Here is a 14,526-nt window from a genome sequence, read left to right on the forward strand (position 1 = left end):
CAGAATCAACGATGCATTAACGATGCGGGATACCGGGCATCAGCCCAGCAGCGAGAGCAGATCCTCCTTGGTGAGGGACGCGATGGAATGGCCGGTTGACGACGATGCGGCGTCCACGAAGCGGGTGGCGAGATCGGTTTTGGTGCGCTGCAGGTTGAGGATGCGCTCCTCGATCGTGTCCTTGGCGACGATCTGGTACACGTTCACGTCCTGGGTCTGGCCGATGCGGTGCGCACGGTCGGTGGCCTGGTCCTGCGCCGCCGCGTTCCACCACGGATCGGCGTGGACGACCACGCATGCGCCCGTCAGGTTGAGCCCCGTATTGCCCGCCTTGAGCGATATGAGGAACACCGGCGTGGCATCCGCGTTGAACCGGTCGACGAGTTCAAGCCGACGCTTCTTCGGCGTGGTGCCGGTGATCATGTCGTAGGCGACGCCGTTCGCGCGCAGACGTTCGGCGATCAGATCCAGATAGCTGGTGAACTGCGAGAAGATGAGCATCTTGCGCCCGGCGTCCCGGCAGGAATCGACCAGTTCAGCGATGGCGTCGAGCTTGGCCGACGGCATCTTCGCCACGCCGGGTTTCCCGACTCCGCGACCAGCCGCGTCACGCCCGGCATGCGCCGCAACGCCATCGCCGGCTCCCCCGCGCGCGGCGGCTGAGCCGCCCGCCTCCCCCGCGTTCTCGTACAGCAGCCTCGGGTCGCAGCAGACCTGCCGCAGACGCATGAGCTGGGCGAGCACCTGGATCTTGCCCGTGTTGAAGTCGACGTCCTTGGTCTTGTTGAGCGTGGCGCGCAGCTGCTGCTCGAGCGCGGCGTACAGCTTGCGCTGCTCGCCCTCCAGCTGCACGGTGATGACGTTCTCGATCTTGTCGGGCAGATCCTTGAGCACCTGGGACTTGAGCCGGCGCAGGATGAACGGCCCGACGAAGGCCTGCAGCTTGGCCTGCGCCGCCTCGTCGCCGCTGAGGACCGGCATCTCGAAACGCTCGCGGAAGTGCGTGTAGCTGCCCAGGATGCCGGGCATGAGAAAGTCGAAGATGCTCCACAGCTCGCTGAGACGGTTCTCGATCGGCGTGCCGGTGAGCGCGAAGCGGTGCCTGGCGTTCACCGCGCGCACCGCCTTCGCCGACTTGGTGGCGGCGTTCTTGATGTACTGGGCCTCGTCCAACGCCATGCAATAGCAGGTGACGCCCTCATAGTCGGCGATGTCGCGGCGCAGCAGGTCGTAGGACGTGACCAGTATGTCCGGAACGGGGTCGCGGTCCTCCACCGACGCGGTCGACGCTCCCTGCCACCCATCGTCAGTCTCGGAGCCGGGGCTGGCGCTACCGTCACCGCTACCGTCACCGGACCCATCGACGCACGCACGGCGCGCCCCGTCCAGTATGGCCCGGCGCGAGGCCTTCGACCCGGCCACGACGGCGACCGTGAGTTCGGGCGTGAACTTGGCGGCCTCCGCGGCCCAGTTGTACACCAGCGACGCCGGGCACACGATCAGGCTCGGCCCGACGCGCCGGGCCTCGTCGCGCCGCGACAGCAGGTAGGAGAGCAGCTGCACGGTTTTGCCCAGGCCCATCTCGTCGGCGAGGATGCCGCCGAAGCCCTTGTCGCTCACCGCGTTGAGCCATCGGAACCCTTCGGCCTGATACGGGCGCAGCACGCCGGCAAGCGCGCCCGGCACCCGGTAGCGGGCCGGGTCGATCACGCGCAGATCGTCGAGATACCCGGTGAAGCTGGCATCCTTATCGGCCGCGCCGACCTGATGGTCCAGATAGTAGGCCTCGAAGGCCGGCACGGTGACCGGCCCGGATTCGAAGGCGTTGGCGCGCAGCCCCAGATCGTTCGCGATGTCGTCCACCGCGGTGGCGTCGACGGTGCGCAGATCCACGAACGAACCGTTGCGCAGCCGGTGGAAACGCCGGCGCTTGCGGTAGCTGGCCAGCAGCGCGGCCACATCCGCCGGGTCGATCTCGTCGGCGATCGGCGATATCTCGACCAGCCCGGATCTGACCGACAGGCCGACCCTGATGGTCGGTTTCGGCATGGCGCTCAACCCGTCGAAGGCCGGCGTGGAGAACACGTCGCCGATGCCGCGGAACACCGGCAGGCCCTCGGTCAGCAGACGGTAGATCGCCTCGTCGTCGGATTCGGGAATGCGCGCCGTTTCGCTGGACGGCCTAGGGAAATAGTGCAGCACGGCCTCCACGGCCAGCCGCTCCGCGCCCGCGTCGCGGCGAACGCCGCCGTTCGCGGCATCCGAACCGATGCCGTCGAACACATGGAACCGGGCGTCGCCGTACCTCGCCTGCACATCGCAGCTCACTCCCTCACGGTCGCGGTCGAGATAGATCTCGATGCGGCATGGCGCCTGCACCAGCCGGCGCAGCCGTTCCGGCAGCACGATGCCGAGACCGCCCCGGGACGGATCGCCCCCGGATTCCGGCGCGGCGCCGCCATCGTCCAGCAGCGGCAGGATGGTGCGCGCGAACGCGTCCACGTCGGCCGCGCTCAGAAACATCGACGCATGCTCGTCGTCCCCGCTCAGCAGGGTGATGAGCTCCCGGTTGGCGGCGAAGCCCGCGCCGCACCGGCGGATCACGGCCGGAGCGGTGTTCGCGGCGGCCTGCGAGCGGACGCGCATCAGCATATCCCACGCGTCTTCGGCCTTGCCGTCGTTCGGAACGATGTTCCCGTGCGACGCGGAGCCCGCGGCGCCGGCAGCGCCCGCGGCACCCGACCGATCACGCCGGCCCGCCTCCAGCACCGCGGGGGACATCGGCCGGACGATCACGTACGACGATCGCTGCCCGACGATGAACCGTTCGACGCACTGGGCATGGCTGATGACGTATCCGCTAGGTTCGCCGTCATCTCCAGATTCGCCGCCGGCCGGTTCCATCGCCAGCCCCAGCGCTGGGTCGCCCTCGACCACGCGCGACGGCGCCGTCTGCGCATAGTATCTGGAGGACGGCGCGTAGTCGACCGTCGCATCCGATCCGACGTAGACGTCGAGCAGATCGGCTATCTCATTGTCCGACAACCGCATTTCCGCAGCATCGGCCTTGCGCCGGTACAGGTAGGAATCGGCGTAGTCGTCGTTGATGCTGCTACGGATCGCGTCCGCGCGGTCCAGCACGCCGATCAGCGCCCGCGAGCGCGGGTCGAAGGCGTCGCGCGTGTGGATGAACGCGAGTTTCTTGCCGTAGGAGACGAACTCCTGATGCCGCACGGCCTGCAGCAGGGCGTGGATGTCCTTGACCACATAGGCGATGGACCGCGACGGCACCTGAATGCGCAGTCTGACGAAACAGCCCGTGTCGCGGCATTCCACGGTCGGACGCAGCGTGACGCTGCCGATCGGCATGTGACGCACCGCCTGCATGCCGCCGGCCGCGCCACCGGCGGTGCCGCCGGCGTCGGCGATGCTGCCGATCTCCTTGAGCAGACCGAGCTGGCGGTCCTTCTCCTGCTGCCGCAGGTCGGCTTCGCGCCGCTGCATGAACGCCGCAAGCGCACGCGACGTGCGCCGGGCGGATTGGCGCGACGGCGCGCGGCCGGCGCCCGAAGCGCCTGACGCCACGCGCTGGAAGTCGTCCGGCCGCTCGTCGTAGTCCATGATGAGGGCGACAACATGCTTGCACACGCCGCGGAACCGGCCGTATGCGGGGCAGGTGCAGGACGAGTCCGCGATGTCGCCCGCGTCCTCGTCCACCTCGACCGAGACGCGGTAGTCGTCGGCGTACTGGTCGGCGCTGGTGACGAGCGCGCCAAGGCTGACGCCGGCATCGGTGACGGCATAGGTGCAGTCGTGCATGCGCCCGGAGGAGAGCACGTCGTGCGCGCGGTAGTAGGCGCTGCCGCTGCGGCGCTTGAGCACGTCGTCGTCGACGAGCTGCGTGCGCCCGTACGCCCCGTAGGTGCGGCCGAAGTCGTCGTCATCGCAGGAATCGCCGGAACGCCCGCCGAAATCACGGTATCCGCCGGTTCCGGAGCGCGATCCGTATACGGCCGCATGCCAATCCATCGTCCACCGCCCTTCGCCGCAAAGCCTGCCCTGACCCGCCATCCTACGCCGGTATCCGGCCCGATACGGCATTCCGACCGTACCATGCGCGAGGACGCGACGGCGACAGGGCCGCAACGGACGTGGCCCGCGGCGAAGCCGGCCCGACTGAGCCGGCGAGATGGCACCGGCCCGGCGCAACCGGCCCACGGCGAAGCCGGCTCAGCGCAGCTGCTGGGCGTTGTCGAGCAGCGCCGCCTTGAGATCGGATTCGATCTGGCGCATCTTGGTTTCGGCGGCGGCCCGGTTGGCCTTGCCCTGCTGCTGGATCTGCACGGTCTCCTTGAGCGTGGCGATCAGCTCGCTGTTGACGCGCTCAAGCGTCTCCGTGTCGATGACCGAACGCTGGTTGGCGCGTTCCGCGTCAACCGCGCCCTGATGGAGCGTGCGCGCGTTCTGCTGCAGCATCTTGTTGGTCACGTCGTCGGCCTGCTTCTGCAGGTCGAGCGCCTTGCGTTGGTTTTCCAAGCCGAGCGCGATCACCATCTGCGACTTCCAGACCGGAATCGTCGTGGAGATCGTCGTGTCGATCTTGTCGACGACGGTCTGGTCGGCGTTCTGGATGATCTTGATCTGCGGGGCGGTCTGCAGGGTCACGACCGACACCCGGTCGAGGTCGTCGAGCCGCTTGGCGAACCGGTCGAGCCTGGACTTGAAGTCGGTGAGCACCTGCGCCTGCATCGGGTCGCCCGACTCCTGCGCCTGAGCCTCGAGCTTGGGCAGCTGTTCGGCGTTGAAGTCGCGCAGCGCGCTCTTGCCGGCGAGCACGTACGTCTTCAGCTGCCGGTACTGCTCGGCGTTCTGCGCGTACATCGTGTCGTACATCGCGATGTCCGCGACCAGCTGGGTCTGCTGGCGCTCCAGATTGGAGACGATCTCGTCGATCTGCGACGACACCTTCTGGTAGCGCCGGCGCAGCCGGTCCACGCCGCCGAGCAGCGAACCGAGGATCGGCACATTGCTGACCGCGCCGAGTTCGGCCTTGTCGACCGTGGTGAGCAGCTCCTGCAGCAGGTCGCCGGCCTGCCCGGCGTCCTTGGAGCGAACCTTCGCGAGGATGTCGTCGGCGAAACTCGACGTCGCGCGCTGGGCGTCCTTCGCGTAGGAGGATTCGATGCCCTGCTTGGTGAAGTCGATCGCGTCAGCGATCTGCGCGATGCGATCGCGGTCGGCCTGCGGCAGCCGCGCGATCTGGTCGTCGAGGTCGGTGGCCGGCGTCAGCGCGCCGTGCGCCGCGTCGAGCACTGATCCGTCGCCCGCGGAAATGCCCGCCGCCCCGTTGCCGTTGGCGGCCGCGGCGCCGGTCAGGTCGGCCAGGGAGATGTCCTGTACCATGTCATGGTCCTTTCGATAGGGTTGCGATTCGTTGGTGAAGGTCAGTGCGACAGGGCGCCGATCAGCGCCTGCATCGCGTCGTTGTTGGGCAGTTCGCTCACCGCGCCGATCTGGTCGAGCGTGCCGGGCACCTTGAAGCGGCTGATCGACGAGGTGCCGGTGAAATTCGCGGCGCGGAAGCCGTGGCGCTCCCACGCGAGCCGCTGCACGTCGTCGCTCGTCAGCAGGCGCAGCACGGCCTCGCCGTTGGCGCTCAGCGGGATGAACACATGCGTTGACCACACGGTCGGCGTCGGGTAGACGATCACCACATCGTCCTTGACCTGGTCCCAGGCGGTGGGGTTGTTGACGGCCAGATCGAGGATCTGGCTCTCGTAGCCGACCATCATCGGCTTGGAGCCGACGCCGAGGTTGAGGAACTGGTTGAACGAGTCCTCGGAGCTGGTCTCCATCCAGCCGGATTTGGAGAAGATCGCGGCGATGCTGGCGGCGTCGCGGGCCACGGACTCCGCGGTCGCCGGCTGCCCGCCGTTGAGCACGTTGGCGATGAGCGCCGCGTACTCGTTGCCGGAATTCGACTTGACCGGATCGGTCGAGTCGATGCGGAACTGGCCGTAACCGCTCGCCCATCCGACATCGGCCCAGGTCTTGTCGGCGACCATCGCGCCGATGGCCTTGGCCATGTCCATCGTGTACACGCCGCCGTCGGACCGGCTCATAATGCCGCTGCCGACCAGCGCGTCCGCGACCTGCCGGTGCGTGTAGACCACGATCGGCGAGTTGAAGACGATGTCGCCGGCCGAGGTGTCCACGCCCTTGGCCTTGCCGTATTCGACGGCCGCGCGCGAGGAGGGGAACAGGTAGTCCATGCCCTTGCGGTCGGCGTCCATCATCGCGAGCGAGCCGGCTTTGCGGTAGTCGAGCCGCAGGCCTTGCCGTTCGGCGAGTTTTCGGAACTCGGCGTCGTCGAACAGGCTGATCTTCTCGCCGCCGAGATAGCCGTTGACCTGCGTGAGCTCGACCGGCTTCGCGGGTTCGGGCTGCGCCTGGCGCCATACGGCGATGCCGCCGAACACGAGGAACACGGCCAGCAGGGCCACCAGGCCCGCGACCTTCGCCTTGGTCAGTTTCATCGACGCGCTCCTTTCTGCGATGCGCCGGACGGCGATGACGGTTGGCGTGACGGTTGCCGTGGCGGAAGCGCGCCCGGCGCGTCTTCCCGCACCGCGGGCGGGGCGTCCGGGCCGTCGGCGGCATGGCCGCCCGCCTGATCGGCCTCGGCATCCGCAGCGCCGACCGCCGGCTTATCCGGCATCACGTAACCGTCCATGCTCGCCAGCCGCACGATCGCCTCCGAATCGGCCGACAGGGCCAGCGTCTTCGCGGCGACCGCGCGCTGCAGCTCGCCGGCCGCCGTCATCTCCAGCGCCTGCAACGCCTCGATGGCCTCGTCGCGGGCCTTCGCGATCTGCGGGCCTACGCCGGAACGCTCCACATCGAGATACCCCTTGAGCAGGCTTTCGGTCTGCGCGCCGTACACGTTGATGTAGTGGCGCAACGTCTGGTAGGCGTGCGGATCGGTGTTCACGTACCGGATCAGCGCGTTCGTCGCCGCGATGAAGTCGGCTGCCTCCCCGTTGACCCGCCGATCGATGATCCGGCTCGACAGCTCGCCGATCGACGCGACGCGAGCGGTCGCCTCGTCGATGGCCCGAAGCGCGGCCTCGCCGTCCGGAACCAGTTCAGCGGCCATATCGCCGATCCTGCGGGGCCGTTCGGCGAGCGCCGACACCGCCACATAGCCGAGAACCGCCACCACGGCGCCGACGCCCAGCCCCAGCAGACCGCCCTTGAGCAGCACGAAGGCGAGCGCGCCGAGCACCAGCCCGGCGACGAACCCAAGCACTATGGGCAGCATCAGTTGTAGCCCTTCACCTGGCGGAACACGGCGGCCAGATCTCCGCTGCGGCCATCGAACACCTTCGCGTTGGACAAGCTGGCGATGTCCTTGAGCTGGTCGGGGTCGGCGTCGCCGAACATGATCGGGAAGATCGGCACCCTGCGCTCCTCGCTGCGGTAACGGTCCTGGAAGCTGCTGCGGTCGGCGGTCTCGGACTGGCCGTCGGTCATGAGCACGATGGCCGTGGTGTACCGGCCCGGGTCGCTCGGCATATTGGCGGACAGCGCCGCGTTGAGACCGTCGTAGATGTTGGTGCCGCCGTCCGCGGCCAGCTCCTCGGCATGGTCGAGCAGCGCCGCGGTGTCCGTGCCGCCGGCGCGCACCGGCGTCATCGCGGTCTGGTTGAACGGGATGAGGATGTTGACGTCGCCGTCGCCGGGTTCGATCATCGATGCGGTGGCTTCGGTCTTGTCGAGCGCGGCGTTGAGCCCGCGCACCACGCCGTCCTTGCCGGCTCCCGACATGGAGCCGGAATAGTCCACGACCCATACGGTCCAGCTGGGCTTGCGCAGATTGTGCTGATAGATGTTGAGCGCCTGGCTGATCACGGATGCGGCCGGCATCGGGATGGCCTTGAGCGCGTCGGAACCGGTGGTGATGCCCCATTCGGCGCGGAACGCCTGCTGCACGGCGTGGTCGGAGGAGTAGGCGAGCGTGCCGCCAAGCCCGGTGCGCCGGCCGGCACGCTCGAACAGGAGCTTGCAGTCCTTGGATTCGAGCGCCCTCGCGAAGGCGCCGTACGCATCGGAGACGGACTGGGCCTGGCCGCGGTCGACGTAGCCGAGCGGCGAATCGGAGACCGCGATGCCATCGGAGGGGTAGACGGCGAGCAGCGGATCCTTGCCGTCAGCGGTGAGCTGCTTGTCGGCGGCGATCACCAGCGACTCGTAGTTGACCATCGCGTCGAACCTGCCGGGATCGGCCACTACCATGTCCTTGAGCCAGTCCGACGACCCGGACGAGCGGTCGACGCCGGAGAGCAGGGTCTTGACGGAGTCCTGCAGGGTCGCGTCGTTGAGGTCGTCGGCGGTGAGGGCCTGGTTCTTGCCGCTCAGCGCGGTCAGGAACGCCAGGTAGGCAGAGGCGCCCGAATTCGACTGCGTGGCGCTGGTCATCGAGAAGGTGAGGTCGCCGGATTTGACCGCCTTGATCAGGTCGGCGGTGCTCACCGGCGTGGTGGTGCCGTCGCCGCTCGCCCACCCGAGGCTGACGGCCTTGGACTTGGCGATGCCGAAGACGATCGGCGTGGTGGAGGTGCTCTGCTGTTCCTTGACGATGTGCTTGGTGTCGCCCATCGAGATCCAGATCGAGCTCGCCGGCCAGACGGCGTCGTAGTCGCCGCCGCCGTTCAGCGTGGTCATGATGTCGAGCGAGCCCATGTAGTCGAGCGTGACGGCGACCTTCGAGCTGTCGACCGCCTGCTGGATCGCGTCGGCGACCTCCTTGTTCTCGGAGCCGGACGCGATGCGCAGCGTCGCCATCGCCTTGCCCTTCGCCGGGGTGAAGGACTGCGTTTTGGCGCTGCTCGCGTTATTGCCGGTACCGCCGAACATGCCTACCAATCCGTTGGTGGCGGAGCATCCGCCGAGCGCCATGATCATGCCGGCGATCACCGTGGCCGCGACGAACGCGACCGATCTCCTCATCGCCTTCGAAGCCGCCGTTGCCGAGCGCATCGCCGTTGAGTGGCCCATCCGCATCTCTTTCCGTGTCGTGATCCGAATACACTACGTACCCGTATTCACGACAATAGACATGCGGTCTAGCCCCGGGCGAGCGCTCGGTTACGCGAACATGAATTCATGCTGAATTCTGCATCCGACGGGGGTTTGCGGTGATATGGGCGGGATCGCGCCCATATGACCACCCTATCGCGCATTGCCTGACGTCTGGCTCCCCTCGTTGAGGGGAGCCAGAATTTGTTTGCACCTCCCCATTACCATGTTTAGTAGGTCCTGATGGTCGGGACCGGGCCGCCGGTTCCGGTATGACTTTCCCGCCCTGTCGTTGATGATCCGGGGGGTGTTGTCGCCGGGAGCGGGGACGCTCGCTGACCGCTGATAGGAACCAGGCCGGCCGCATGGACGCGCTGGGGCGCATGGCGCAGGTCTCGTCGTAATGTGGATGCGGCACGGGCGTCAGGACTCCTCCGAGCCCGCGGCGGCCGCGCAGCCTTCATGACGGGAGAGACGATGATGACTCCGGACGACATCGACGTGTGGGTCGGCCTGGACGTGGGCAAGAGCGCGCACCACGCCTGCGCCCTCGACCATGACGGGAACACCCCGTACGACAAGCCGGTCAGGCAGGACGAGAAGGCCATCCGCACGATGCTGGGCAAGCTCTCCAAGCACGGCCGCGTGCTGCTGGTCGTGGACCAGCCCAACACCATCGGCTCCCTGCCCCTGACCGTGGCCAGAAGCATGGGGATCACGGTCGCCTACCTTCCCGGCGGCGCGATGCGCAGGACCGCGCAGCTGCTGCCCGGAGCCGCGAAGACCGACCAAAGGGACGCGCACGTGATCGCGTGGGCCGCGCTCAAGCTGCCCGAGACGCTCAGGGACGCGGGCCCGGACGACGAGACCCTCGCCGCGCTGAAGATGCTCTCCGGCCACGACGAGGACCTCGCCCACGAATCCACCCGCCACGTCAACCGCCTGCGGAGCCTGCTGCTGCAGACCCACCCCGCGTTCGAACGCGCGCTCAAGGGAGAGAGAATCACGCGCGACGCCACGCTCGCCCTGCTCGAACACTACGGTGGGCCCGCGGGCATGAAAACGATGGGCATCGAAGAGGTCAGGGCGTGGGCCAAGGCCAACGGCCTGCGCGCCGGCGCCATCATCGACGACATGTTCAAGGCGATCGGCGAGCAGACCGTCACCGTGCCCGGCACCCTCATGGCCGAGACCATCATCCCCTCCATCGCCCACGACATCAAGGCGATCAAGGACCGGCGGCGCGAGGCCGGCCGCCAAGTCGAGGCTCTCCTGGAGGGCCACCCTCTTCCCACGGTCCTGACGTCGATGCCCGGGATAGGCGCCGGGACCGCAAGCAGCATCCTCCTCGGCATCGGCGGCGACATCGCCAACTTCAAATCGTCCGCCCATCTGGCCGCATACGCGGGCATATCGCCGGTCACCAGCCAGTCCGGCACCAGCATCAAAGGCGAACGGCCCTCCAGGCGGGGCAACAAGCGACTCAAGAACGCATTATGGCAGACGGCGTTCGTCGCATCCACCAAGCACCCGCCGTCGATCGCCTACTACAAACGCAAACGCGAACAGGGCAAGCACCACAACGCCGCCGTCATCTGCCTCGCGCGCCGACGCCGCGACGTGATCTACAGCATGCTCAAAAACGGCACCCTCTACCAGGAACCCGACCTCGCAGCCTGAAACCCGAACGGCCAGCAAGAACACCGGACCCACCGGCAAGGCGAAGCACGCCCACAACAACCCGCCAAAATCCCGACATCAACCCCTACAGAGTTGACAAAAACATAGGAACACCCCCCGTGAATGTTTTCCGACATCCCCACGTTCCTCACTTCTTGATGCACATTTCAGGTACCGTTCGATGGTACCCTCATTAACGCTCAACACGGCTCTATGAACGTATGCCACTTCACCTGCATGCGTAGGGGCACGAGTCTTTCCCAGCGTACACGGCAATGTCAATGAAGATTGATCCTCCCGCTGGCGGGAGGTGGCGCATAGCGCCGGAGAGTGGTCGAATGCTCGATGCCGCGGGGCCGCCGCTATGCTCCCCTCAGTCGCCTGCGGCGACAGCTCCCCTCAGAGAGGGGAGCCGGATACCTTCGTATTGCAGACTTGCGGCGCGGGCCGCTGTTCGTTTGCGCAACGGCCCCGGTCCGCAATAACGGACTCGCCTGCGGCGAGGCCCGACGTTGCCGAGGCGCTGCCGCACCTCGGCCGGGACCTGTTGGGAGTCCACCGGACTCCCAACAGGGTGCACGGAACGCTAGTTCCGCTCACTCAACGGTCCCGGCCACGTATCCTCTTCGGGCTCGCGGGCGGAGGCGATGGGCTGCTCGGGCAGGTGCTTGGCCGGAATCGTCTTCGGCTTGAACGGGAACTTCTCGGCGCGCATCTTCTCGTAGGCAGCGATGTCGTCCTCGTGCTGCAGCGTCAGGTCGATGTCGTCATAGCCGTTCATCAGGCGCCAGCGCGTGTAGTCGTTGACCTCGAAGGGGAGGGTCACGTCGCCGCAGGTCACGGTGCGCTGTTCCAGATCGACGGTCATCGAACGGCCCGGCTCCTCCTCGAGGAGCTTCCACAGCAGTTCGACCGATTCCTGCGGCATGATCGCCGCAAGCACGCCGTTCTTGGCGGTGTTGCCGTAGAAGATATCGGCGAAGCGCGGCGAGATCACCACGCGGAAGCCATAGTCATGCAGCGCCCAGACGGCATGCTCGCGGGACGATCCGATGCCGAAGTCCGGGCCGGCCACCAGGATCTGCCCCTTCTTGTACGCCTCCTGGTTGAGCACGAAATCGGGATTGCGGCGCCATGCGTAGAACAGCGCGTCGTCGAACCCGGTCTTGGTCACGCGCTTGAGGAACACCGCGGGAATGATCTGATCCGTATCGACGTTCGAGCGGCGCAACGGCACGCCGACGCCGGTGAGTGTGGTGAGTTTTTCCATTGTTGCAAAATCCTTCTTGTCGGGCTCCCCTTGGAAGGGGAACCGATAACTGGGCGGTCTACAGGTCCGCCGGCGACGAGATCGTGCCGCGGATGGCGGTTGCGGCGGCGACCTGCGGCGAGGCGAGGTGCGTGCGCGAGCCCTTGCCCTGGCGACCCTCGAAGTTGCGGTTCGACGTGGAGATCGAACGCTCCCCCGGCACCAGCTTGTCGGGATTCATGCCCAGGCACATCGAGCATCCGGCGTTGCGCCATTCCGCGCCGAAGTCCTTGAACACCCGGTCCAGACCTTCGGCCTCCGCCTGCAGGCGCACGCGGGACGAGGCCGGCACCACGAGCACGCGGTGGATCGACTTCGCCTTGTGCTGCCCCTTCATGATCGCTGCCGCGGCGCGCAGATCCTCGATGCGCCCGTTCGTGCACGAACCGATGAACACGGTGTCCACCGGGATGTCCTTGATCCGCATGCCGGGCTCGAGGCCCATGTAGTCGAGCGCCCGCTCGGCGGCGGCGCGCTTGGTGGCGTCGGCGATCTGCGACGGCACCGGCACGTTCGCGGTGATCGGCAGGCCCTGGCCGGGGTTCGTGCCCCAGGTCACGTACGGCGCCAGATCCTCGGCGTTCAGGTCGACGACCGTGTCGAACACGGCGTCGTCATCGGTCTTGATCGTCTTCCAGTAGGCGACGGCTTTGTCCCACATCTCGCCTTCGGGCGCGTGCGGGCGGCCCTTCAGGTACTCGAACGTGGTCTCGTCAGGCGCGATCATGCCGGCGCGGGCGCCGGCCTCGATCGACATGTTGCAGATCGTCATGCGCGCGTCCATCGACAGGTTGCGGATCGCCTCGCCCCGATATTCGATGACGTGGCCCTGGCCGCCGCCCGTGCCGATCTTCGCGATGATGGCCAGAATGATGTCCTTCGCGGTGACGCCCTTCGGCAGCTCGCCGTTCACGTTGATCGCCATCGTCTTGAACGGCTTGAGGCTCAGCGTCTGCGTGGCCATCACATGCTCGACCTCGGACGTGCCGATGCCGAAGGCGAGCGCGCCGAACGCGCCGTGCGTCGAGGTGTGCGAATCGCCGCACACGATGGTCATGCCCGGCTGAGTCAGGCCCAGAATCGGCGCGAAGGCGTGCACGATGCCCTGATCGGCGTCGCCGAGCGGGTGCAGCCGCACGCCGAACTCCTTGCAGTTCTTCTCCAGCGTGCTCAGCTGCAGCGCGCTGGTCTTGTCCGGATTCGGCCGGTCGATGTCGACCGTCGGGGTGTTGTGGTCTTCGGTGGCGATGAGCTGATCGACGTGGCGCGGCTTGCGCCCCGCCAGACGCAGGCCCTCGAACGCCTGCGGACTGGTGACCTCGTGCATCAGCATCAGGTCGATGTACAGCAAATCAGGCGCTCCGTCGCTGCCTTTGCGTACCAAATGATCGGCCCAGACCTTCTCGGCCAGTGTCGTTCCCATTCGGACTCCTCCTAATTTCTTCGCATAAGGTATTGCCCTTACGCATCCTGTGTGGTACATAGCCTATGGTTCCGCATCAGCCGCGACGAGCTTGGGGCCGGTATATGAGACGGCCGGGAGCGGCCCGGCGACCCCCGATATCGCCGTTACAACACAACACGGCAAACGTCATTTTGCGTTTCACTATGTGAGATGGCATAATCGACGACTATGACTTCCAACGCAGACGCAACCATGGCCGAAGAGCCCCTTGACGACGCCCCAGCCACGGACGACCAGTCCACGGCATTCCCCGTAGACGACGGGGAGATCCATTCCGGCGTCGGCGTGCTCGACAAGACCGTGAAGATCCTTGACGCACTCGAATCCGGACCGGCCACGCTCGGTCAGCTGGTCGCCGCCACCGGACTGGCCCGCCCGACCGCGCACCGGCTGGCGATTGCGCTCGAACGCCACCGTTTCGTGCTGCGCGATCAACACAGCCGTTTCGCGCTTGGATCGCGATTCGCCGAACTGGCCGCGGCCGCCGGCGAGGACCGTCTGCTGACCGCCGCCGGCCCGATCCTGCAGACGCTACTCGACCGCACCGGCGAATCGGCGCAGATCTATCGCCGCCAGGGCGACCAGCGCATGTGCATCGCCGCCGTCGAGCGCGCGTCCGGCCTGCGCGATTCGATCCCCGTCGGCGCGATGCTGTCGATGGAAGCGGGCTCGGCCGCTCAGATCCTGCTGGCGTGGGAGGACTCGGAACGCCTGCATCAGGGACTTCGCCGCGCGAAGTTCAGCGCGACGAAGCTGGCCTCCGTGCGCAAGCGCGGATGGTCCGAATCCGTGAACGAGCGCGAGGACGGCGTGTGCTCGATCTCCGCACCGATCCGCAACGCCTCGGGCCAGGTGATCGCCGCGATCTCGATCTCCGGGCCGTCCGGCCGCATGGGCAACTCCCCCGGCCGCCGCTACGCCCCGCTCGTCATGGCCGCCGGCAAGTACCTCACCGACGCGCTCATCAAGGCTTCCGCCGGCCGCTGAGCGATCA

9 protein-coding genes are annotated in these 14,526 nt (G+C 67.1%); 2 read left to right on the forward strand and 7 right to left on the reverse strand.

The window, feature by feature from the left end; all coding sequences use genetic code 11:
• Positions 1–39 precede the first annotated feature (39 nt).
• The 5 genes from BBSC_RS10935 to BBSC_RS10960 form a co-directional block, all read right to left on the reverse strand.
• Complete coding sequence (locus tag BBSC_RS10935; RefSeq protein WP_033519605.1) at positions 40–4,029, reverse strand: DEAD/DEAH box helicase; 3,990 nt, start codon at positions 4,027–4,029, stop codon at positions 40–42.
• 201 nt (positions 4,030–4,230) lie between these two features.
• Positions 4,231–5,403 carry a toxic anion resistance protein gene (locus BBSC_RS13485; RefSeq protein WP_081892951.1) on the reverse strand — a complete coding sequence of 391 codons (1,173 nt, stop codon included), beginning with the start codon at positions 5,401–5,403 and terminating at the stop codon, positions 4,231–4,233.
• A gap of 41 nt (positions 5,404–5,444) precedes the next feature.
• The gene (locus BBSC_RS14295) at positions 5,445–6,536 is read right to left on the reverse strand and encodes a hypothetical protein (protein WP_065422480.1); all 1,092 of its coding nucleotides are present in this window, start codon (positions 6,534–6,536) and stop codon (positions 5,445–5,447) included.
• A complete protein-coding gene (locus tag BBSC_RS14015) occupies positions 6,533–7,321 on the reverse strand; it encodes a 5-bromo-4-chloroindolyl phosphate hydrolysis family protein (protein WP_161787664.1) in 789 nt (262 codons plus the stop codon). The genes BBSC_RS14295 and BBSC_RS14015 overlap by 4 nt, the downstream gene beginning before the upstream one ends.
• Positions 7,321–9,057 (reverse strand): vWA domain-containing protein, encoded by a 1,737-nt coding sequence (locus BBSC_RS10960; protein WP_231649009.1) that lies wholly within the window; start codon positions 9,055–9,057, stop codon positions 7,321–7,323. Before BBSC_RS10960 ends, BBSC_RS14015 begins: the two co-directional genes overlap by 1 nt.
• Positions 9,058–9,555: 498 nt before the next feature.
• Here BBSC_RS10960 and BBSC_RS10965 point away from each other — a divergent pair, with 498 nt between their 5' ends.
• Positions 9,556–10,758, forward strand: coding sequence for an IS110 family transposase (locus BBSC_RS10965; protein WP_439099641.1), 1,203 nt, complete (start codon positions 9,556–9,558; stop codon positions 10,756–10,758).
• A 586-nt stretch (positions 10,759–11,344) separates the two neighbouring features.
• On the opposite strand, the gene leuD is transcribed toward BBSC_RS10965, so the two are convergent.
• Together leuD and leuC are read right to left on the reverse strand one after the other, a co-directional pair.
• Positions 11,345–12,028 carry a 3-isopropylmalate dehydratase small subunit gene (gene leuD, locus BBSC_RS10970; protein WP_033519608.1) on the reverse strand — a complete coding sequence of 228 codons (684 nt, stop codon included), beginning with the start codon at positions 12,026–12,028 and terminating at the stop codon, positions 11,345–11,347.
• A 58-nt stretch (positions 12,029–12,086) separates the two neighbouring features.
• On the reverse strand, positions 12,087–13,490 hold the full coding sequence (leuC, locus tag BBSC_RS10975) for a 3-isopropylmalate dehydratase large subunit (protein WP_033519609.1): 1,404 nt from the start codon (positions 13,488–13,490) through the stop codon (positions 12,087–12,089).
• Between the two features lie 234 nt (positions 13,491–13,724).
• Between leuC and BBSC_RS10980 the strand changes: the two genes are divergently transcribed.
• Positions 13,725–14,519: an IclR family transcriptional regulator gene (locus BBSC_RS10980; protein WP_375713300.1), complete on the forward strand. Its 795-nt coding sequence runs from the start codon at positions 13,725–13,727 to the stop codon at positions 14,517–14,519.
• Positions 14,520–14,526: the final 7 nt, after the last annotated feature.

The sequence above is a fragment of the Bifidobacterium scardovii JCM 12489 = DSM 13734 genome, from assembly GCF_001042635.1.
GTDB lineage: Bacteria > Actinomycetota > Actinomycetes > Actinomycetales > Bifidobacteriaceae > Bifidobacterium > Bifidobacterium scardovii.